The organism is Halomonas eurihalina, from assembly GCF_008274785.1.
GTDB classification, from domain to species: Bacteria; Pseudomonadota; Gammaproteobacteria; order Pseudomonadales; family Halomonadaceae; genus Halomonas; species Halomonas eurihalina.
On record NZ_VTPU01000011.1, the window covers coordinates 58,829 to 78,347 of the forward strand.

The 19,519-nt window shown below is 63.7% G+C and carries 17 protein-coding genes; 8 read left to right on the plus strand and 9 right to left on the minus strand.

What is annotated here, in order from left to right:
* The 4 genes from FZZ93_RS12025 to FZZ93_RS12040 are packed head-to-tail and all read right to left on the minus strand — an operon-like array spanning position 1 to position 4,084.
* The gene (locus FZZ93_RS12025) at positions 1-1,101 is read right to left on the minus strand and encodes an HprK-related kinase B (protein WP_149322571.1); all 1,101 of its coding nucleotides are present in this window, start codon (positions 1,099-1,101) and stop codon (positions 1-3) included.
* Entirely contained in the window at positions 1,098-1,985 is an 888-nt protein-coding gene (locus FZZ93_RS12030; RefSeq protein WP_149322572.1) for a GAK system ATP-grasp enzyme, read from the minus strand. Before FZZ93_RS12030 ends, FZZ93_RS12025 begins: the two co-directional genes overlap by 4 nt.
* Positions 1,978-3,618, minus strand: a complete 1,641-nt coding sequence (locus tag FZZ93_RS12035) for an aminoglycoside phosphotransferase family protein (protein ID WP_149322573.1) — start codon at positions 3,616-3,618, stop codon at positions 1,978-1,980. Before FZZ93_RS12035 ends, FZZ93_RS12030 begins: the two co-directional genes overlap by 8 nt.
* On the minus strand, positions 3,599-4,084 hold the full coding sequence (locus tag FZZ93_RS12040) for an NUDIX domain-containing protein (RefSeq protein ID WP_149322574.1): 486 nt from the start codon (positions 4,082-4,084) through the stop codon (positions 3,599-3,601). Before FZZ93_RS12040 ends, FZZ93_RS12035 begins: the two co-directional genes overlap by 20 nt.
* Positions 4,085-4,244: 160 nt before the next feature.
* Here FZZ93_RS12040 and FZZ93_RS12045 point away from each other — a divergent pair, with 160 nt between their 5' ends.
* A complete protein-coding gene (locus FZZ93_RS12045; protein ID WP_149322575.1) occupies positions 4,245-5,438 on the plus strand; it encodes a GAK system CofD-like protein in 1,194 nt (397 codons plus the stop codon).
* 40 nt (positions 5,439-5,478) lie between these two features.
* Here the strand turns inward: FZZ93_RS12045 and FZZ93_RS12050 are convergent, their stop codons facing one another.
* The 5 genes from FZZ93_RS12050 to aptA form a co-directional block, all read right to left on the minus strand.
* The gene (locus tag FZZ93_RS12050; protein WP_149322576.1) at positions 5,479-5,991 is read right to left on the minus strand and encodes a hypothetical protein; all 513 of its coding nucleotides are present in this window, start codon (positions 5,989-5,991) and stop codon (positions 5,479-5,481) included.
* The gene (locus FZZ93_RS12055) at positions 5,988-7,550 is read right to left on the minus strand and encodes a sodium/proline symporter (protein WP_223111787.1); all 1,563 of its coding nucleotides are present in this window, start codon (positions 7,548-7,550) and stop codon (positions 5,988-5,990) included. Before FZZ93_RS12055 ends, FZZ93_RS12050 begins: the two co-directional genes overlap by 4 nt.
* Positions 7,551-7,598: 48 nt before the next feature.
* Positions 7,599-7,727, minus strand: coding sequence for a hypothetical protein (locus tag FZZ93_RS18630; protein WP_281290375.1), 129 nt, complete (start codon positions 7,725-7,727; stop codon positions 7,599-7,601).
* Between the two features lie 79 nt (positions 7,728-7,806).
* On the minus strand, positions 7,807-9,297 hold the full coding sequence (locus FZZ93_RS12060; protein ID WP_149322577.1) for a CoA-acylating methylmalonate-semialdehyde dehydrogenase: 1,491 nt from the start codon (positions 9,295-9,297) through the stop codon (positions 7,807-7,809).
* Between the two features lie 193 nt (positions 9,298-9,490).
* A complete protein-coding gene (aptA, locus tag FZZ93_RS12065) occupies positions 9,491-10,834 on the minus strand; it encodes an omega-aminotransferase AptA (protein ID WP_149322578.1) in 1,344 nt (447 codons plus the stop codon).
* A 169-nt stretch (positions 10,835-11,003) separates the two neighbouring features.
* Between aptA and FZZ93_RS12070 the strand changes: the two genes are divergently transcribed.
* The 7 genes from FZZ93_RS12070 to FZZ93_RS12100 all read left to right on the plus strand — a co-directional run bounded on the left by FZZ93_RS12070 (position 11,004) and on the right by FZZ93_RS12100 (position 19,427).
* Positions 11,004-11,951 (plus strand): LysR family transcriptional regulator, encoded by a 948-nt coding sequence (locus FZZ93_RS12070; protein ID WP_149322579.1) that lies wholly within the window; start codon positions 11,004-11,006, stop codon positions 11,949-11,951.
* A 243-nt stretch (positions 11,952-12,194) separates the two neighbouring features.
* Positions 12,195-13,010 (plus strand): 2,5-didehydrogluconate reductase DkgB, encoded by an 816-nt coding sequence (gene dkgB / locus FZZ93_RS12075; protein WP_149322580.1) that lies wholly within the window; start codon positions 12,195-12,197, stop codon positions 13,008-13,010.
* A gap of 323 nt (positions 13,011-13,333) precedes the next feature.
* Positions 13,334-16,123: a xanthine dehydrogenase family protein molybdopterin-binding subunit gene (locus tag FZZ93_RS12080; protein WP_149322581.1), complete on the plus strand. Its 2,790-nt coding sequence runs from the start codon at positions 13,334-13,336 to the stop codon at positions 16,121-16,123.
* Positions 16,116-16,664: a (2Fe-2S)-binding protein gene (locus tag FZZ93_RS12085; RefSeq protein WP_149322582.1), complete on the plus strand. Its 549-nt coding sequence runs from the start codon at positions 16,116-16,118 to the stop codon at positions 16,662-16,664. Before FZZ93_RS12080 ends, FZZ93_RS12085 begins: the two co-directional genes overlap by 8 nt.
* The gene (locus FZZ93_RS12090; RefSeq protein WP_149322583.1) at positions 16,665-17,885 is read left to right on the plus strand and encodes a cytochrome c; all 1,221 of its coding nucleotides are present in this window, start codon (positions 16,665-16,667) and stop codon (positions 17,883-17,885) included.
* Positions 17,872-18,825 carry an XdhC family protein gene (locus tag FZZ93_RS12095; RefSeq protein WP_149322584.1) on the plus strand — a complete coding sequence of 318 codons (954 nt, stop codon included), beginning with the start codon at positions 17,872-17,874 and terminating at the stop codon, positions 18,823-18,825. Before FZZ93_RS12090 ends, FZZ93_RS12095 begins: the two co-directional genes overlap by 14 nt.
* Positions 18,822-19,427 (plus strand): nucleotidyltransferase family protein, encoded by a 606-nt coding sequence (locus tag FZZ93_RS12100; protein WP_149322585.1) that lies wholly within the window; start codon positions 18,822-18,824, stop codon positions 19,425-19,427. Before FZZ93_RS12095 ends, FZZ93_RS12100 begins: the two co-directional genes overlap by 4 nt.
* Positions 19,428-19,519 lie beyond the last annotated feature (92 nt).

Below are 19,519 nucleotides of genomic sequence, written 5' to 3' on the forward strand. Positions count from 1 at the left end.
CTAGCCCTCCATCAAGGGATAAAGGTGCCCCTCGACCAGAGCGGAAAAATCGATACCGCCCGTCACCTCATAAACCGGAATCCCCTCGAGTACCGCCAGATAGGCCGCCTCGTCGAGCGGTTCCCCATCGGCCTCGAAGCGACCGTTGGCATGCTGATAAAAGGGGCCGGGTGATTTCATGATAGCCGCCAGCAGATCCCGGCGCGGTTCCAGATCCACCGCCGTGACCCGCGTCGGGCTCGCGTCGTCCCGACGCCAGTTGAGGACAACGAAAGCCGCCAGGGGCGCCTCGGCGATGAGACGCTGCGGCCCATAGAAGGTGGCGATGGGCACGTCGTGCTTCTCTTCCAACTCCCAGAGTTCGGCCGACGGCAAGGCTCGCAGCACTTCCCGACGTTCGGCCGGGATCAAGGCCTCGAGCCGAGAATTGTGCAACACCGTCCCCGGGTTGATGCGCGGCTGCTTGGGTACGCCTGCGGCCCGCACGCCGCTGCCCTGGCGCTTGAGAAACAACCGATCATTGGTCAGAAAGGCGGTCCCGGGATGCTCCAGGGCCCGCAGCATGGCCGTGGACTTGCCGCCCCCCGAAAAGCCGGCGATGGCCAGCGCGCGGCCCTCATGCACTAGAGCCGCAGCGTGACAGATCCGCCAGTCCGCCTGCTGAAGGTGATTCATGTACTGGGCCAGAATGAAATTCACCACCTGATTGACGTTGGCACGACAGGGGCCAGCCGCGATGCGCTGCGTTGCGCTCTGCAAAAAGACCATACCGGTGCGAACCTTGCGCACCAGCCGGCCGCCCGGGAGATCGAGGATGCTGTCCTTGCGCCCGGTCTTGCCGGCCTCCCGGGACCAGTCGAGGAAATCCACCTTCAGCTCGGGGGCCTCCCGCTCGATGGCGATCACCTCGAGATCCGCTGTCTCACCCGGTACCAGGCAGTGCGCGAAATAGTCGCCCAAGGTATCGAGCAGCTCGGCCGAGTTCGAGCGTACGGCCAGGCGGGCCTGCCCCATGGCCAGAACCAAAGTCTGGTCGATGAGCTCGGTGACGCCGACCAGCGTGCGGGCCAAGGCACCGGGACTTTCGGTAGCAGCGCTCATAGCTCGCTCAGCACGTGGTCGAGGTAGGCGCCGGCGGCATCGATTCCCGCTCCTTCCAGAGCGCCGCGGAAACCGCCAAAGGCAGACACCTCGAAGACAACCGGGCCGTCCGAGGTCTCAGCCACATCCACGGTGGTGAAGTCCAGATCGAAGGGCGCCTGGGCCCGGGTGGCCAGCTCGATGAGCTCGGCCGACGGCGTATAGGCCTCGTAGCGCCCGCCGCTGTGGATGGTGGTGTTCCAGGTATCGCCGCTCTGGGGTACCCGGGCATAGGTGCCCAGGTAGCGCCCGCCGGCGAACACCATGCCCAGGTCGCGGCCGGGCAGCTCCACCCGGCGCTGCAGATACATCATCGGATTGTCAGCCCGAAAGGCTGCCACCTCGCGGCGCAGGGCCTCGGGCGACTGATCGGCGGAAATCACGCACATGCCACGCGCCTTGGTCGAGAACAGCGGCTTGAAGACCGCCTCGCCGAAGCGCTGGACCGCCTGGCAGGCGCTGTCCAGGTCTTCGGTGACCAGGGTCTCCGGCATCGGAATGCCCGCATTGCGCAGGGTAACGGTACAGCTCAACCGATTGATCAGCCGCAGCATCGTCTCCGCCCTGCTGAACACCCTGACGCCCCGGGCCTCGGCCACCCGCAGTAATTCGAGGCGGTCCAAGCTGGTGGGGCTGTACTCGGCGCTGATCTTCTTGACGATCAAGGCATCCAGCTCGCCGAGGTCCTGCCCCCGATGCTCGAGGCGGCCCGAGGTCAGGTCGAGGCAGGTCTCATGAAGGTCAATCACCGCACGAAACCCGGTGCGCGCTTCGATGGCATCCGCCAACACCTCGGTGGACCACTTGCCGGGAATGCCCACCACGCCGATCTTGGGGTTAGTCAACGAAAATCTCCTTCATGGGAATACGGAAGCGGTGCGCCTTCTGCGGATCGGCCGCCAGCACCAGCTCAAGCAAATAACGGGCCCGCAGGAACATGCTGTTGGCCAAGGCATTGTCGAGGATGAAACGCGTGGAGGTGGCGAAGGAACGCGCCAACCCCAGCGCCAGCCTCAATTCGAAGGTCACATCGTCCTGAGATATCGCATAACGACGCGCCATCCGGTAGAAGTCCTGGGCCAGTTGCATGATCCGTCGGCGCAGCGGGGCATCCTTGATCTGCAGGCGATAGTTGGAAACCATGAATACCGAGACATCCTGCACGTAATCCATGTAGCTGGAGCGATGAAGGTCGATGAAATTGATCCGCCGCTCGAGTGGATCGTAGATGATGTTATCGACATTGAAGTCGCCATGGATGTACACCGAAAAGGGCGCTTCGAGGCCGGCTTCCTTGTCCCTGGCTCGCTCGACCAGGGTGTCGAAAGCAAGCAGATCGACGCCGCATACCGTTGCACCACTATGTTTGAATTCGGGATGAATCTTGTACACCTCGCCGAGACGTTTCTCGAGCTGCTGCATATGGTTGGCCGCAACCGGGATGTCGGTATGAGTCTCGCGCCAAACCGACTTCAGCGTCCGGGTCAGCCGTTTCAGCGCCTCGTCGAGTAACTCGGAAGACTCGTTGAGCAGGATCTGCTCGAAGGTGAAACCCGGCATGTGTTCAATGAGCAGCGCCGCCGACTGGCCGCGTTTCTTGTAGGAGAGAATCTTGGGCGCCAGACCGGGATATATCTCGTGCCAGCTCTCAACTCCCTGGCGTTCTTCCTTGACCTTGCGCTTGAGGCCATCCTTGAAGATGGCCACATAGTCATCATCCTGGCCCGTCGAGATCCCCGAAATACTACTGCCCGAACGGGTCTCGGCGATGGGCGCCATGCTGAAGTCCTCGTTCTCGCTGTCGGTCAAGTCCTCCACCAGCGATTGCAGCGAACAATAGCGCTCGAAGTTGACCGACTGCCCCAGATTGGCCGAGATGATCACCTCGCTGAGATGCAGCAGAACCTCACCCATCTGACGAATGGCCTGGGCCACGAAGAGCGCCCGGGTGAGATCCTCTGTGCGATTATGACGCCTCTTGAGCGCCGTGATGCAGTGACTCACCCGGCGCCGGACATCCTTCTGCAGGCTCGCCTCCAGTCGACCTATCTGCAGGGCCCGCTGAGTATTGCTGCCAGCGACCGCCTCTTCGACCTTGGCCACGCCAGAGCGCACCTGAGCCAGCATGGGAGGAAAGGTTTCCGGATCCAGTGCCGCCAGATCGTCCATGTCGACCAGTTGATGGATGCACTCGCGACTCAACTCGGTGAGACGATCAAGGTCCGTTGATACCAGCTCCAGACTGCGCAGCAGACGGCGCCTGGCTTCCCCGGTCTTCTTGCGGGAAAGCCGCCTGATGCAATCGGCATGGATGCGCATCTTGAGGTTGCGGGCATAACCATCGCGCTCCGCAACACGCCGGGCGATGGCAGCCGTGGGGCTGGTAAAAAAGGCTTGCAGGTTGGCCAGTTGCGAATCCACCTCGACACACAGGAAACGCAGATTGTCCTGAATGCTCTCAGGGATTCGATTGGTCATGGAAAACGCCTGTGTAAAGGGGCTCTGCCGTCCGTTCTCGGGATTCGATCAGGCGTGGCAGTTGGAGAACCAGATAGGCGGGCGAAAAGGCCAATCGGACGAGGTCGCGGACCTCGACCCATCGTACTTCGAGTTGGCGCTTGTCGGGGCTCGGGCCGTTATGCGGGGCATAGTCATCCGGCACGGCGCAGCGAAAGATGAAATCCACCTGATGGCGACGGGTAGCGGGCTCGGTACGCTTGAGCTTGAAGTAGTCGCAGACCTGAATCAGCGCAGGCGCCAGCACATCAGTACCGATCTCCTCGCGACACTCGCGCTGCAAGGCCGCCTCCAGGGGCTCCCCGGTTTCCTGGCCGCCACCGGGCAGCGCGTAGACATCATCCTCCTTCTGCAACAGCAGGATGTGGTCTTCGCGCAGAATCAGCGCTCTGGCCGAATTGCGCACACCGGGAATCAGCTCGGCCATGCTCGGATCACTCGAAGTTTCAACGCTACTTCAAGCATGCCACACCCCGCATGAAATTTCCGTGAAACCAGGCCCCGTCCTTACCGCCGGGAAGGCGACAAGACGACCAAAAGCAGGCACTCTTGGCTAGGCGTTCCAGACACAAAGCCAGGAAAACGACATGGTCGACGTTCGCGTGACCCGCACCGCGCGGGTACCCGACCCTCTACGGGTCCAGCGCTACCACAAGGCCCCGGAACTCGGGCCGAAGCTGCTCTTCTTCAGCGGCGGTTCGGCCCTCAACGGCATATCTCGACGGCTACAGCACTATACCCACAACTCCATTCACCTGGTGACGCCCTTCGACTCAGGCGGCAGCTCCGCCAAGCTGCGCAAGGCCTTCGGTATGCCGGCCATCGGCGATCTGCGCAGTCGCCTGATGGCACTCGCGGACGACTCCATCCTGGGCCACCCCGAGGTCTGCCGACTATTCACCTACCGGCTGCCAGAGGAAGCCGAGCCGGATGCCCTGCGGGCCACCCTCGACACGCTGGCGCGCGGGCAGCATCCTCTGACCGGCGATATTTCCAATCCGATGCGCCGCTTGATCTGCAACCAGCTCGGCTTCTTCCTCGAGGCAATGCCCGACGACTTCGACCTGCGCGGCGCCAGCATCGGCAACCTGATTCTGGCGGGCGGCTACCTGAACAATCATCAGCAGCTCGACCCGATCACCTTCCTGTTCTCCAAGCTGGTCCACGTCCGCGGCACCGTCCGCGCCATCATCGACCAGGATTATCACCTGGCGGCCACCTTGACGGACGGCTGCCAAGTACTGGGCCAGCACCGCATCACCGGCAAGGAAGTTGCGCCGCTGGTCACGCCTATCGCCAGACTCGAACTCTCGGCCGACCGGGATACCTACGAGCCCGTTACCGCAAAGCTGCACAAGAGAAACCAGCGCCTGATCGCCTCCGCCGAGCTGATCTGCTACCCGCCGGGCAGCTTCTACTCCAGCCTGTTGGCCAACCTGCTGCCCCACGGCGTCGGCCGGGCCATCCACGCCAACCGCTGTCCCAAGGTCTTCATTCCCAATTCAAGCCCCGACCCGGAGCAGGCCGGAATGGACCTGGAACGGCAGATCACCACCCTGCTCGACACCCTGCACCGCGATATCGGCGAGACCTGCCCCACCCGGGAATTGCTCGACTTCGTGCTCATCGACAGCGAGCGCGGCGACTACCCCGGTCAGCTATCCCCTGACTTCCTCGCCGAACTGGGGGTCACCCTGATCGATACACGCTTGATCGGCGAAAACGATGCCCCACTCTACGACCCCGACCTGCTGGTAACCGCCCTGCTGTCGCTGGTGTAACGAGCAGCCTTTCTCGCCCAACCAGGCATCATGGGCCGTGTCACATCACGTAGTAACCGCCGGTCACGCCATCCAGCAACAACTCGATGTCGCCATGCCGCTGGTGGCGGGCCACAACTCGCCACAAGGGCTTTCTCACCCGGCGACTCGCAACCAGTTCCAGTCCCGAGGCCGCTCGCCTTTTCAAGCGATGGCGCCGTACCTGCATCACGTGCTGGCGTGCCTTGCGCTCTAGAGGCGGAGTGTCGAGTGCGGGCTGCAGCAACACCGGCGAAGCCGGAGACGAGCCGAACTCGATGCGCTCCAGCGTCGTACTGACGCCCTGGCAGCGATCCACCATACAGCTCATCAGCTCCTGGCACGTTCGCCCCCAACGCCGCGACTCCCAACGGAAAGTGAACAGCAGGTAAGGAAAGCCCACAGCCTGGACCTCCCGGGCATCCAGGGTGGTGTCGATTCCCGAGATCCGTCTCGCCACGTCGTCCAGAGGAAGCCTGGCAGCCAGCCAGGCCTCCTCTGTATCGACGACCTCGTTCAGTAGTGCCTCATTCATGTCGGCTGCTCGGCGGATTTGAGCGTCAATGCTTCATGGGCCATTTCGAAACTCTGCCTGGAAGCCAACGATCTCGGCAGGGGACGCAGCTCTTCCGTTTCCTCCATGGCCCTCAGGATGTGCTCCGGCACGGGATGTCGGCGTTGTGTTGCCAGGCTGACGGCAACCATGGTGACACTCGACAGCACCAGGCCGGCCAGCATGGGATGGATCTCGGTCGCTCCCTCCAGCCCAAGATACTTCCACAGGAAGGCAACGACAGCGCCGACGACGATCGATGACAGAGCCCCTGGCGTGTTGGCCTTTTTCCACCACACCGCAGCCACATAAGCCGGCAGGAAGGCACTACCCAGCACCGAGGTGGTGAAGACCACGATCGAGAACACGGCTGGAGGCTCGAACAGGGCAATCACGGCACATGCCATGCCGAGCAGCAGCACGATCAGTTGCGATACTCGGACCATCTGCTTTTCCTCCATCCGCGGATTGATGAAGCGCTCATAGAGGTCACGCGCCGCGATACTGCCCGTCTGCAACAGGATGGAATCCGCCGTGGACATGATGGCCGCCATGATCGCCGCCATCACGATACCGACGACAGCAGCCGGCAGCAGGCTCTGTGCCAGGGCGAAAATGGCTTGTTCGGGATCGTCGAGATCCGGCAGCACCAGAATCGCCAACGTACCCAGAATATAGGGCGCGCTCACGAACACCAGGTTCCAGAGTGTCGAATAAACCCCCGCACGCCGGGCATGGAAGGGGTTGCGCATCGCCATGTGACGCGTTACCACATGAGGCCAGCCCATGTAACCGATCGAGAAGATCAGCAGCGCGCCAAGCACGATGCCCCACTGCCCCTCGTAGGCCAGATCCCTGCCCCAGACGGACAACAGGGTCGGATCAATGGTGGCGAGAGCCTCGTTGGCGGCAGTCAGTCCGCCCACCTCCTGGAGCGTGGCGAACAGGATCCAGACGATGCCGACCAGCATGACCAGGCTCTGCAGCAAATCCGTGTAAGCCACCGCTCCATACCCGCCCATCAGGGTATAGGCCAGGATCACGGCCACGGCGATCAACAGGGAGACCTCGTAGGGCAGGCCCGTCACCATTTCCAGACCCTTGCCGCCCGCGATGAACTGCGCCAGTACATAGGCCCCCAGCAGAAAGACGGAAAGCAGCGCCGAAATAAGTCGAACCCACTTGCTGGGATAGCGTTTCTCGAGATACTCGATCGAGGTCAGGGCACCCATGATCTGGGACAGCTTGCGCATGCGTCTGCCGAGCACGGAGAGATTGACGACACCGCCGCCGATGTCACCCGCCGCATACCAGAAGCCATAGTAGCCTTGGGTATATCCCAAGGAGCCGGCACCCAGGAACATGTAGCCGCTCATTGACGTCGATTGCATGGTCATGGCCGTCACCAGGGGACCAACGTTACGACCGCTCAGGTAATAGCCTTCCATGCTGCTCGAGCCACCTCGACGCATGGCAACGATGCCCACCGCCAGCATGGCCAGGAAGTATAGCGCGAGAAAAAGTAGTACCGTCGAATTCACTCATGCCTCCTTGTTGTTGTCATGCCGTTCATTCGCGGGATGGAGCTATTACTCGCTCCCCGATTTCTTGAGCCCCGGCCACCCCCGTGTCACCCACAGGAATCCCAGGGTGTAGAGAATCCAGAACACCGGCACGCCAATGACGAGCCAAGTCGTCGCAGTGGGTAATCCGAACATCGCGCCTCCTGGTTGCTGCGGATCGAGCCGATCCTGAAAGACCAAACCGCCCCCGATAACGAGGGCAGCTCTCATTTCATCAAGATGGGAAGGAGAACTGAGCGCCTTCACGCACCCCGGCCGATGGCCAGCGTTGGGTGACGGTCTTGCGCTTGGTGTAGAAGCGCACCGCATCCGGGCCGTAGGCAGCCAGGTCGCCGAACAGCGAACGCTTCCAGCCGCCGAAGCTGTGGTAGGCGACCGGTACCGGCAAGGGCACATTGACGCCGATCATGCCAACCTGGATGCGGTCGCTGAAGTAACGCGCCGCCTCGCCGTCGCGGGTGTAGATGCAGGTGCCGTTGCCGTACTCGTGATCGTCGATCAACTGCATGGCCTCTTCCATGGAGTTGGCACGCACCACCAGCAGCACCGGGCCGAAGATCTCCTCGAGATAGCAGGTCATGTCGGGCGTCACGCGGTCGATCAGGGTACCGCCGACATAGAAGCCATTCTCATGGCCGGGCACTTGCACGTCGCGGCCGTCGACCACAATCCTGGCCCCCTGCTGCTCGGCGCTGTCGATATAGCCGCAGACCTTCTCCTGATGGGCTTTGGTGATCACCGGACCGAAATCGTTCTCGGCCTCATGGAAGGGGCCGACCTTGAGGGTCTTCATCCGCCCCTGCATCTTGTCGATCATGGCATCGGCCGCCTCGTCGCCCACCGCTACCGCCACGGAAAGCGCCATGCAACGCTCGCCGGAGGAACCGAAGGCGGCCCCGGTTAGGGAGTCGACCACATTGTCCATGTCGGCATCGGGCATCACGATGGCATGGTTCTTGGCACCGCCCAGGGCCTGGCAGCGCTTGCCGTTGGCACTGGCACGCTGATAGATGGTTTCGGCGATCGGCGTGGAACCGACAAAGCTGACGGCCTGCACGCGGGCATCGTCGAGCAGGGTATCGACGGCTTCCTTGTCACCGTTGACGACGTTGAGTACACCGGCGGGCAGTCCCGCCTCGAGCGCCAGCTCGGCGATGTAGAGCGTCGAGGTCGGGTCGCGCTCGGAGGGCTTGAGCACGAAGGTGTTGCCACAGGCGATGGCCATCGGATACATCCACAGCGGCACCATGGCCGGGAAGTTGAACGGCGTGATGCCGGCGACCACCCCCAGCGGCTGGAACTCGTTCCAGGAATCGATGCCCGGGCCGGTGTTCTTGCTGTGCTCGCCCTTGAGCAGCTCCGGTGCGCCGCAGGCGTACTCCACGTTCTCGATGCCGCGCTGCAATTCGCCCTTGGCATCGTGGACGATCTTGCCATGCTCCTGGCCAATCAGCCGGGCGATCTCGTCGGCGTTCTGCTCCAGCAGTTGCTTGAAGTTGAACATCACGCGAGCGCGCTTGGCGGGCGGCGTACTGCTCCATGCCGGATAAGCGGCCTCGGCGGCGGCAATGGCTTCTTCGACGGTAGCCTTGCTGGCCAGACTCACCTGGCCGCCGACCTCGCCGGTGGAAGGGTTGAAGATATCCTGGGTGCGCCCTTCACCAGCGACGCGTGAGCCGTTGATCAGATGGCCGAGTGTGGTCATGGAGTACCTCGTTATAAGAAGCAAGAAGTCAGTCAGATGAGCGCCGGGGACAAGTCGCAGCGAGGGTCATCCGCCATGGATGGCGGATGTAGCGCCCATGGAAGGGTTCACAGCGCCCTCGCGAAGACTTGTCGACGGGAAAGCTCATCGCCCAAAAGGCTCCGAGTCGCGTTTGAGACAATTTCCCAATGTTTCAATCCAATTCACCGAGCGCGTCGCCCAATGCATTGATGAGCCGATCGATCTCTTCGCGCTCGACGATGAATGGCAGACCGAGCTGGATGGTGTCGCCGCCATAGCGCACGTAGAAGCCTTTCTCCCAGCACTTCATGGCGATCTCGAAGGGACGTCGTGCCGGTTCGCCGGGATAGGGCTCGATCTGCAGGGCGCCGGCAAGACCGTAGTTGCGAATGTCGCTGACATAACGCGAACCCTTGAGGCTGTGCAGCGCTTCCTCGAAGACCGGGCTCATCTCGCGAACGCGCTCGATCAAGCGATCGTTCTCGAGCACATCCAGCGCGGCCAGGGCCGCGGCGCAAGCCACCGGGTGGCCCGAGTAGGTGTAGCCGTGGGGCAGTTCGAGCATATAGTCGGGACCGCCCTGCTCCATGAAGGTCTGATAGATCTCGTCGCGCACGATGACCCCGCCCATGGGCACGGCACCGTTGGTCAACTGCTTGGCGACATTGATGATGTCCGGCACCACGCCGAACTCTTCGGCGCCGGTCATCGATCCCATGCGCCCGAAGCCGGTGATGACCTCGTCGAAGATCAACAGGATGTCGTGCTGATCGCAGATCTCGCGCAGACGCTGCAGATAGCCCTTGGGCGGCGGAATCACCCCGGCGGAACCGGCCAGGGGCTCGACGATCACCGCCGCAATATTGGAAGCATCGTGCAGGGCGATCAGCTCCAGCAACTCATCGGCCTGGTCGGCGCCACGTTCGGGCATGCCCCGCGTGAAGGCATTCTCCTTCAGCAGCGTATGAGGCAAATGGTCGGCGTCGACCCCTTGGCCGAAGAGCACGCGATTGGCCCCGATGCCACCCAGGCTGATGCCCCCGAAATTGACGCCATGGTAGCCCTTGGAGCGGCCGATCAGCTTGGTCTTGGCCGGCTTGCCCTTCTTGCGCCAGTAGGCCCGCGCGATCTTCAGGGAGGTATCGGCACTCTCGGAGCCGGAGCCGGTGAAGAAGACATGATTCAACCCGGCCGGGGTTAGTTCACCCAGGCGGTGAGCCAGTTCGAAGGCCTTGGGATGACCGAACTGGAACGCCGGCGAATAGTCCAGCTCGCCAAGCTGGCGGCTGACCGCCTCGGTGACTTCCGGACGACAATGGCCGGCACCGCAGGTCCACAGGCCGGAAAGGCCATCGTAGATGCGTCGTCCCTCGGCATCCTTCAGATAACTGCCTTCGGCGCCGACGATAATGCGCGGGTCGCGCTTGAACTGGCGATTGCCCGTGTAGGGCATCCAGTAGGCATCCAACTGCTCCGGGCTCAGCCCGGCGGCCCGGGCAAGGTTTTGATCCGACATGACGACACCCTCTCGTGAGTCACCTTGATGGAGGTTCTGACAAGAAGGCTAGTCCCGCCCCATGATCAATTAAATCCAGATATATTGAATCTCATGTAAGCTTTCATTTAACTTTCAGCACCCCCGCTGCTAGCCTCGTCGTGCGACACCATTCGAGGAGCACGGAACGATGTCACGCCGCAAAGAGGCCCTGGGCGGCCAGGTCAGCGATGCCGACCTTCGCCTGCTGAGAATCTATCGCAAGGTCGTGGAGTGTGGTGGGTTTTCCGCGGCGGAGGTGGAGCTGAACATCAGCCGGGCCGCCATCAGCATGGCCATGAACGACCTGGAAACACGCCTCGGCCTGCGCCTTTGCCAACGCGGACGCAGCGGCTTCGCTCTGACCGACGAGGGCACCGAGGTGTTCGATGCCAGCCTGCAACTGCTGGCCTCGGTGGAAGGCTTCCGCACCCGAGTCAATGGCCTGCATGCCCGGCTCAAGGGCGAACTGAACATCGGCATCACCGACAACCTGGTGACCATGCCCGAGATGCTGATCACCGATGCCCTGAGCGCGCTCAAGGAGCGCGGCCCGGATGTGCGCATCAACATCCGCATGATACCGCCCAACGACATCGAGCTGGCCGTGCTGGACGGGCGCCTGCATACCGGCGTGATTCCGACGCTCAAGCCCCTGCCCGGGCTGCAGTATCGCGCGCTCTACGAGGAAGCGTCGCAGCTCTACTGCGCCTCGGGGCACCCACTCTTCGATGCCGAGCACGTGACCGGGCAGCAGTTGGCACAGTGCGATGCCGTCGTACCTGCCTATGCGCAGACACCGGAGATCAAGGCGCTTCACGAACCGCTCAAGGCCGCCGCCTCGGCCACCGACCGAGAAGGCATCGCCTTTCTGATCCTCTCCGGTCGTTACCTCGGCTACCTGCCGACCCACTACGCCGAGCGCTGGGTACGCGACGACCGGATGCGCGCCCTGAATCCCCGAGAATGTCACTACCTCACCCACTACAGCGCCATCACCCGCAAGGGGGCGCCGCCCAATCTGGTACTGGAAAGCTACCTCGAGGAGCTGGAGCGCTTGTCTCGCCCCGCAACGACGAGGTCAAACGAGACACGATGACGTCATCCTGGGCCTGATCGCGACATGCTGGTCGGGCATACGGGATCAACGCCGAGACGCCGGCATGGCCCCAGACAGGCCGCTGAATGTATAGCACTACGCCTTTTGCCCCTTGATGTGCCGGAACCCCGCCCCATATGGGTATAAAGTGCGCAAACACATCATGAATCTTCTAACATTTTAGCCAATCAATCCTGGCGCGGGCCCACCGCCCAAGTCGACACCCCACGACACGGAGCGAACATGAGCACCCAACAGACTCTGCCCAATCCCGGCCTCGGCACCTATCGCCTGGAAGGCGACACGGTGAGGCGCGTCATCGATACTGCCCTGAAGCTGGGTTATCGCCATATCGACACGGCGCAGTTCTACGACAACGAGGCCGACGTCGGCGCCGCCATCGCAGCAAGCGAGGTACCCCGCGAGGAGATCTTCCTGACCACCAAGGTCTGGTTCGACCGATTGCAACCAGCCGACCTCAAGGCCAGCGTCGACGAGAGCCTCGAGAAGCTCGGTACCGAGTACGTCGATCTGCTGCTGATCCACTGGCCCTCGCCCGGCGACGAGGTCCCGATGGCCGACTATCTGACGGCCCTGAGCGAAGTCCAGCAAGCCGGCAAGACCCGCCATATCGGTGTTTCCAACTTCACTCGGGCACAGATCGACCAGGCCGTGGACATCCTCGGTGCCGGCACCCTGCTGACCAACCAGATCGAGGTGCATCCCTTCCTGCAGAACCGCAACCTGGTGGCACATTGCCAGAGCCACGACATTGCCGTGACAGCTTTCATGCCGCTAGCGGTGGGCAAGGTGATGGAAGATGCCACCCTGCAGCGCATCGCCGAGGCCCATGACGCCACGCCGGCGCAGGTGGCCATCGCCTGGTTGAATCAGCTGGACATCGTCACCTTCCCATCCTCCACCAAGGAGACCAACCTCAAGCGTAATATCGAGGCCCTGGACATCACCCTGAGCGACGAGGAAATGGCCGAGATCGCCACCCTCGATCGCGGCGAACGCATCGCCAACCCCGAGATCGCCCCCGCCTGGGACCAGTGAGTCCCCGCGCGCCGCTACCCGCAGCGGCGCGCCGTCATCGCCCAGGCATCCAGCTCCTGGGCGTCAGGCCAGCCTTGCCGACGCCGTCCTCGCTCACCTCGACCAGAGATCCCCCACTTTGTCTCGTCCTCGATTTGCGGGCGAGTCATGTCCTTCCCTACGCTCATTTCATGGACAGCATCACCGGCCAGCTGGCAAGGGGCATTTTCAAGCTCGCTCAAAAACTGTCCAACTGGTCAATTAGTCTGCTACCAAGTACTATGGCCACGATAACGACATAACACCGCCAAGCACCGTGTCCAGCCACCGCAATGGGGACGACCATGAAGTACCCTCGCCTCTCGCGTCGCGCCTTCCTGAAAGGCAGCGCCACCGGTATCGGCATTACCGTCGCGCCCTTGGGCAGTCGCGCCTTCGCGGCGCTCTTCGAGCCCCGTGTCACTGCCGCTCGCGACCAGTGGGCCTCCCCCTCGGGGGCACACTTTCGCATCGACGCCATCAGCAAGGTCAGCGGTGCCAAGGTCTTCGCCCGCGACATTCGTGCCCGGGACATGCCAGGCTGGCCACAGCAGCAGAGCCACGCCATGCTGCTCAAGGCGACCCGTGCCGACCGCACCTACCAGGGCTTCGACCTCTCCCTGCTGGATGACGGCCTGCAACCGGACCGCATCGTCACTTCCGCCGACCTCGAGCAGGACGGAGTCGGATTCCCGGAAAGCCATGGCCCGGATCCGCTCCTGCCCGAGGGCAAGACGCCGCTTTTTCTCGGCCATCCGGTGGCCATACTGATCTGGCATGATTTTGCACGCTATCGTGCGGCCAAGAACGCCCTGCAGTTCCGTGACGACCTGATCCGCTACGGCGCCAAGACCGGCGAGGTCGAGCGCCCGCCCTACGGGAGTTTCCGCTATGTGCGTGTCGGCGGGGAAACGCCCTACGACCCGGACGTCTTCTCCAGCCTCAAGGACAGCGATCTCTTCCCCACCATCAAGAATCGCCGCCCGGTGTGGCCCGACGATCCCAGCCTCAATGGCGACATTGGCGAACAGGGGGTCTATCACGCCCGACGCATGCAGGACACGCTGGACGACCCGCCCGACAACTGGGAAGTCTTCCAGGCGCGCTACACTACGCCCTACATCGAGCCGGCCGCACTGGAGCCGGACAATGGCAACGGCTGGCTCGACCCCGACACCGGCACCCTAAATTTCGTGGTCGCCACCCAGTGCCCCTTCGAGTCAGCCCACGAGACAGCACGCATGCTCGAAGGCTCACGTTTCGACGTCCGCCACCTCAATGTCCACCCAGGCTACACCGTGGGCTACGGTTCCAAGGACCACAATATCTTCGTCTACTATGCGGTGATCGCCGCCCTGTATGGCGACGGTCACCCGGTGCGCCTGGCCAATGATCGCTTCGAGCAGTTCCAGAGCGGCATCAAGCGTCACCCCTTCGATATGGATTATCGCCTGGCGGTGGACCGGGACTCCCTGAAATTCCAGATCTTCCGCGCCCACATGGACGTCAACGGCGGCGGTCGAGCCAACTACAGCGCCTCGGTGGCAGCGGTCGGCGCCACTGCCGCCCAGTCGGTCTACTACCTGCCTCGCAGCGACCTGGCCACCACCGCCTACCCCTCCCGGGCCGTGGAAGCAGGCTCGATGCGAGGCTACGGCACCCTGCAGACCATGGCCGCCACCGAGATGATGGTCGATGAACTCGCCGAGCGCCTCGACGTCGACCCCATCGAGCTGCGCCGCGCCAATGTGCTCGAGGCTGGCATGAAGAACACCCAGGGAGCGATCCCTGGCGGTGCCATCCGGGTCGGTGAGATGCTCGACAAGGCCGAGCGCCATCCCCTCTGGAAGGAACGCACCGAGCGCCGCGACAAACGCCAGGCCGAGGATCCCGACCACCTCTACGGCACCGGCTTCGCGGTCAGCCACAAGGATTTCGGCACCGGCGCCGAGGCGCCCATGGCCAGCGTCGAGATCGACGCCGAGGGGCGTATCCGGCTGCGCCAGATCGCCATCGACATGGGAACCGGCACCGCCACATCCCAGGCCATGAATGTGGTCGACTTCCTCGGTCGGCCGGCCGACGACATCAAGACCGGCGAAACCGACTGGCCGGAGCTGACGCTCGAGACCAGCGGCAATCCCTATACCATGCAGCAGGCCGAACAGGATCGCCTCAGCCGCAACCCGCGCTGGACACCTCGCCTCGCCTCGCCCTCCTCGGCGTCCAATTCCGCCTATTACTCCAGTCACGCCACGCGCGAGGCGGCACGCCTGGTATTCCGACATGGGCTATGGCCTGCGGCGCTGTCGATCTGGGGACAGGGCATCTATGGAGGCCAGGCCAATCCCTATGTGATGCGTCTCGAGGACGCCCGCTGGGTCGAAGGGCACCTCACCGCCAGCGGCATGACGCCGATTCCCCTGGCGAAACTGGCCGCCAAGGCGCACGAAATGGGCCTGGTCACCGCCGCCAGTGTGCATGCCTTCAACCGCTGGAGCTGGGCCAGTGCCGAGTTTCCGCTGAACGACGAGGCTCCGCGCCTGCCCCTCGACGCCGTGGCAGTGAAGTACGGCGACGACGACTATCACCTGCTCGACCGGCGCGACGTGCGCTATCCCGACGTACAGCTCAACAACGCCCACGTCACCTATTACAGCCCGGTCGCCACCTTGGTCGACCTCCGTGTCAACAAGGGCAGCGGCGAGGTCGAGATCCTCGAACACTACTCCTGGGTGGAGTGCGGCAAGCCGATCGTCCCCGAACTGGTCAAGGGCCAGCTCGAAGGCGGCATCGCCATGGGCATCGGCCACGCCCTGCTCGAAGAAATGCCGCTCTACGAAGATGGCCCCGGCAACGGCACCTGGAACGTCAATCGCTACCAGCTTCCCCTGGCTCGCCATTGCGCGGTCTGGAAGCAGGGCAGCGAAATCCTGCCGCCCCTCTCCGATACCGATCCCGCCAAGGGCATGGGCGAGGTGGTGATGATCCCCATCGTCGGCGCCATCGTGAACGCCCTGGCCCACGCCACCGGCCAACGATTCCGTGACCTGCCCGTGACGCCCGAACGCATCAAGGAGGCCCTCCATGGCTGAGCTTTCCACCCGCCCCCTGCGTCTGACGATCAACGGCCAGGCCGTCGGCCCCGTGGAGATACCGGACGATCTGATGATGATCGACTTTCTTCACGAATATCAGGGCCTCACCGGTTCGCGGCTCGGCTGCGGTCAGGGTATCTGCCGTGCTTGCGTGGTGATCCTCGATCACGACGACGGCACCAGCGAGGAGATGCGCATCTGTATCACCGGCGCCCACTTCTTTCACGGCAAGCGCATCCGCACCATCGAGGGACACGCAGAACACGGCGATGATGGCGACGTCGTCGCCCTGAACCCGATCCAGCGGAAGTTCGTCGATCATTTCGCCTTTCAGTGCAGCTACTGCGCGCCCGGGTTCGTCAATGCCGCCACGGTGCTGGTGGAACGCCTGGAGCGCGAGCCGGTGGCGCGCGCCGATCTCGAGGCCACCATCGACCAGGCGCTGGGGCATCATATCTGCCGCTGCACCGGCTATGTGCGTTATTACCAGGCCGCCAAGGCGGCCATCGAGGAACTCGGACTGGTCAAGGAGGGCTGAATGCGACGCTTACTGATCGGAATACTGCTGGTGCCCGGTCTGACAGCCCAGGCGGCCGACGATGAATCGCTCATCGAGCGCGGCCGCTATCTGGCGCGCACCGCCGACTGCGCGGCCTGTCACACCGCCGAGGGAGGCGCCCCCTTCGCCGGCGGCGTGCCCATCGCTTCGCCCTTCGGCACCATCTACGGCACCAACATCACGCCCGACCCGAATTATGGCATCGGCGAGTACAGTGCCGATGACTTCTATCATGCCTTGACCGAGGGCGAGACACCGAGCGGGCGACAGCTCTATCCGGCGATGCCCTACACGTCCTATCACCTGATGCGTCGCGAGGATGCCGACGCCATCTATGCCTTCCTGATGAGCCGCGAACCGATTGCCCGTGCGGCGCCCGAGACCGACCTCTCCTTTCCCTACAACCAGCGCTGGGGGGTGGCATTCTGGAACCTGATCTACGCCGATGCCCTTGAGCCGGACGCATCGTCGTCACAGAGCTCCGCCTGGCAACGCGGGCAATACCTGGTCGAGGCGATGGGACATTGCGGGGAGTGCCATACGCCCCGCAGCTGGACGGGCGCCATGGATCTCGACCGCCACCTGGAGGGCGGTAGCCTGGCCGGCTACCGCGCGCCCAGCCTCGAGGCCGAGGCACTGGCCGAGCGCGGCTGGAACCGCGACGATCTCGCGCACTTCCTCAAGCACGGCATGAGCCCGCAGGGCTCGGTGTTCAACGAGATGTTTCCGGTGATGCATCACAGCACCCAATACCTGACCGACGAAGATCTCTCGGCCATGGCGACCTACCTGCTCGGCGACACACCGCCCGAGGCCAGACGCATCGAGCCCCGTCCCCTGGAGACCCTGAGCGACTCCGCACGTCGCGGGCGCCAGTCCTATCTCGACACCTGCGCCGGCTGTCACGGCGGCGATGGCCAGGGCAAGCCGCAGGTCGCGGTGGCCATGAACGGCAACACCACCCTGCGCCTCGAGGATCCCACCAATCTGCTCAGGGTGATGCTCGACGGTATTGAAGCCCGCGACTTTCCCGGCTTCGCCCGCATGCAGGAAATGCCCGGTTTCGCCGCTCACCTGAGCGATACCGAACTCGCCGACCTGGGTAATTACCTGCGTGAAACCTGGGGTGGCCAACCAGGCGATATCGCCCCCGAGGACGTCGCAGACCTGCGCGAGGACAGCGCCCATGCTGCCCCTTGATCTCGCCACCCTGGAAAGCGCCCTGTCATGGGTACGCCAGGGTCACGACGTCTGGCTGTGCACCGTGCTGGCAACCTTCGGCTCGTCGCCCCGTCCGCCCGGCGCCCTGCTTGCCGCCACCCGCGACGGCGAACACGTCGGATCGCTGTCCGGTGGCTGCGTCGAGGACGACTTCCTGACCCGCCTGGCCAGCGGCGAATTCGATGCCGCGCCGCGCCTGGTGCACTACGGCGATAGTGGCGAGCAAGGCCTGCAACTGCCCTGTGGCGGCGTGCTGGAGGTATTGGTCGAGCGCTTTACGGCCGGCGAGGCCAGCACGACCTTGCTCGCCGCCATGCGCGATATCCTGCGCGGCGCTCCGCCACGCCTTCGCGAGGTGGCCCTCGACGACGGAGCCACCCGCCTGCTCGATGACGACGGCCTGGGGCCGCGTGTCGAACGCACCCACGACCACGTACGGCTACGCCTGGCTCCGACGCATCGACTGATCATCGCCGGCATCTCGCCGGTAACGCGTTTCTGCGCCGAGTTCGCTCGAGCACTGGACTTCGAAGTCATCGTCTGCGACCCACGGGAAGAGGCCTGCCGTACCTTTGACATCGAGGGCGTTAATGTCGTCCCGCGGCTGCCATCCAGCCTGATTCCCGAGGCCAGCCATGACGGTACGGCGGTGGTGGCCTTGACCCATGACCCGCGCATCGACGACCTGGCGATGATCGAGGCGGTCAGGACACCGGCCTTCTACATCGGCGTGATGGGCTCGCACCGCACCTCCGAAGCCCGGGCCGAGCGCCTGCGCCGCTCCGGCGGCCTCGACGAGGCGCAGATCGATCGCCTGCACATGCCCATCGGGCTCGACCTCGGCAGCAAGACGCCCGCCGAGATCGCCCTGGCCGTCATGGCCGATATCCTCCGCGTGCAGCGGGGGCGCCAGCCATGACGGCCGATGACGTAGTGGTCCTGGTGATGGCCGCCGGTCGCTCCCGCCGTTTCGGCCGTGACAAGCGCACCGCCCGCCTCGCCGATGGCCGCTCCTTGCTGGCGGCCACCCGGGAGTCGGTCTCGCGCACCTACCCTCTCCAGCGCCTGATCCTGCGTGGAGACGAAACCCCGGCCTCCCTGGGGCTGTCGCCATCGGTACCGCACTGGCACGTACCTTCCAGCATTCGGGAGGGCCTTGGCACCAGCCTTGGCCATGCCGTTCGCACCGCCTGCCTCGATCCCGAACTGGCGCATTGCCGCGCCCTGGCGATCTGGCTCGGCGACATGCCCTGGATCGCACCGGCCACCAGCGAGGTTCTACTCGCCCACGCCTGCGATGACACCCTCCTTCGCCCCACCCATGATGGCCAACCGGGCCATCCGGTACTGTTCGGCCGCACCTTCTGGCCCGAGCTGTCGAATCTCGCCGGCGACCACGGCGCACACGAGCTGCTTGTACGCCATCGCGAACGTTGCCATCACCTGCCCGTCGACGACCCCGGCGTGCTGCGCGATGTCGACAGGCCACATGATCTCGGCCGGGCACCGCTTCGTTCCTGACGCCACTGCCCCGGCGCTTTCCGGCACGCGGGACAATCGTCGTGAGTTGCGCAATTCTGTCCAAGCCCCGGCGGGCGAGTGACGCTAGAGTG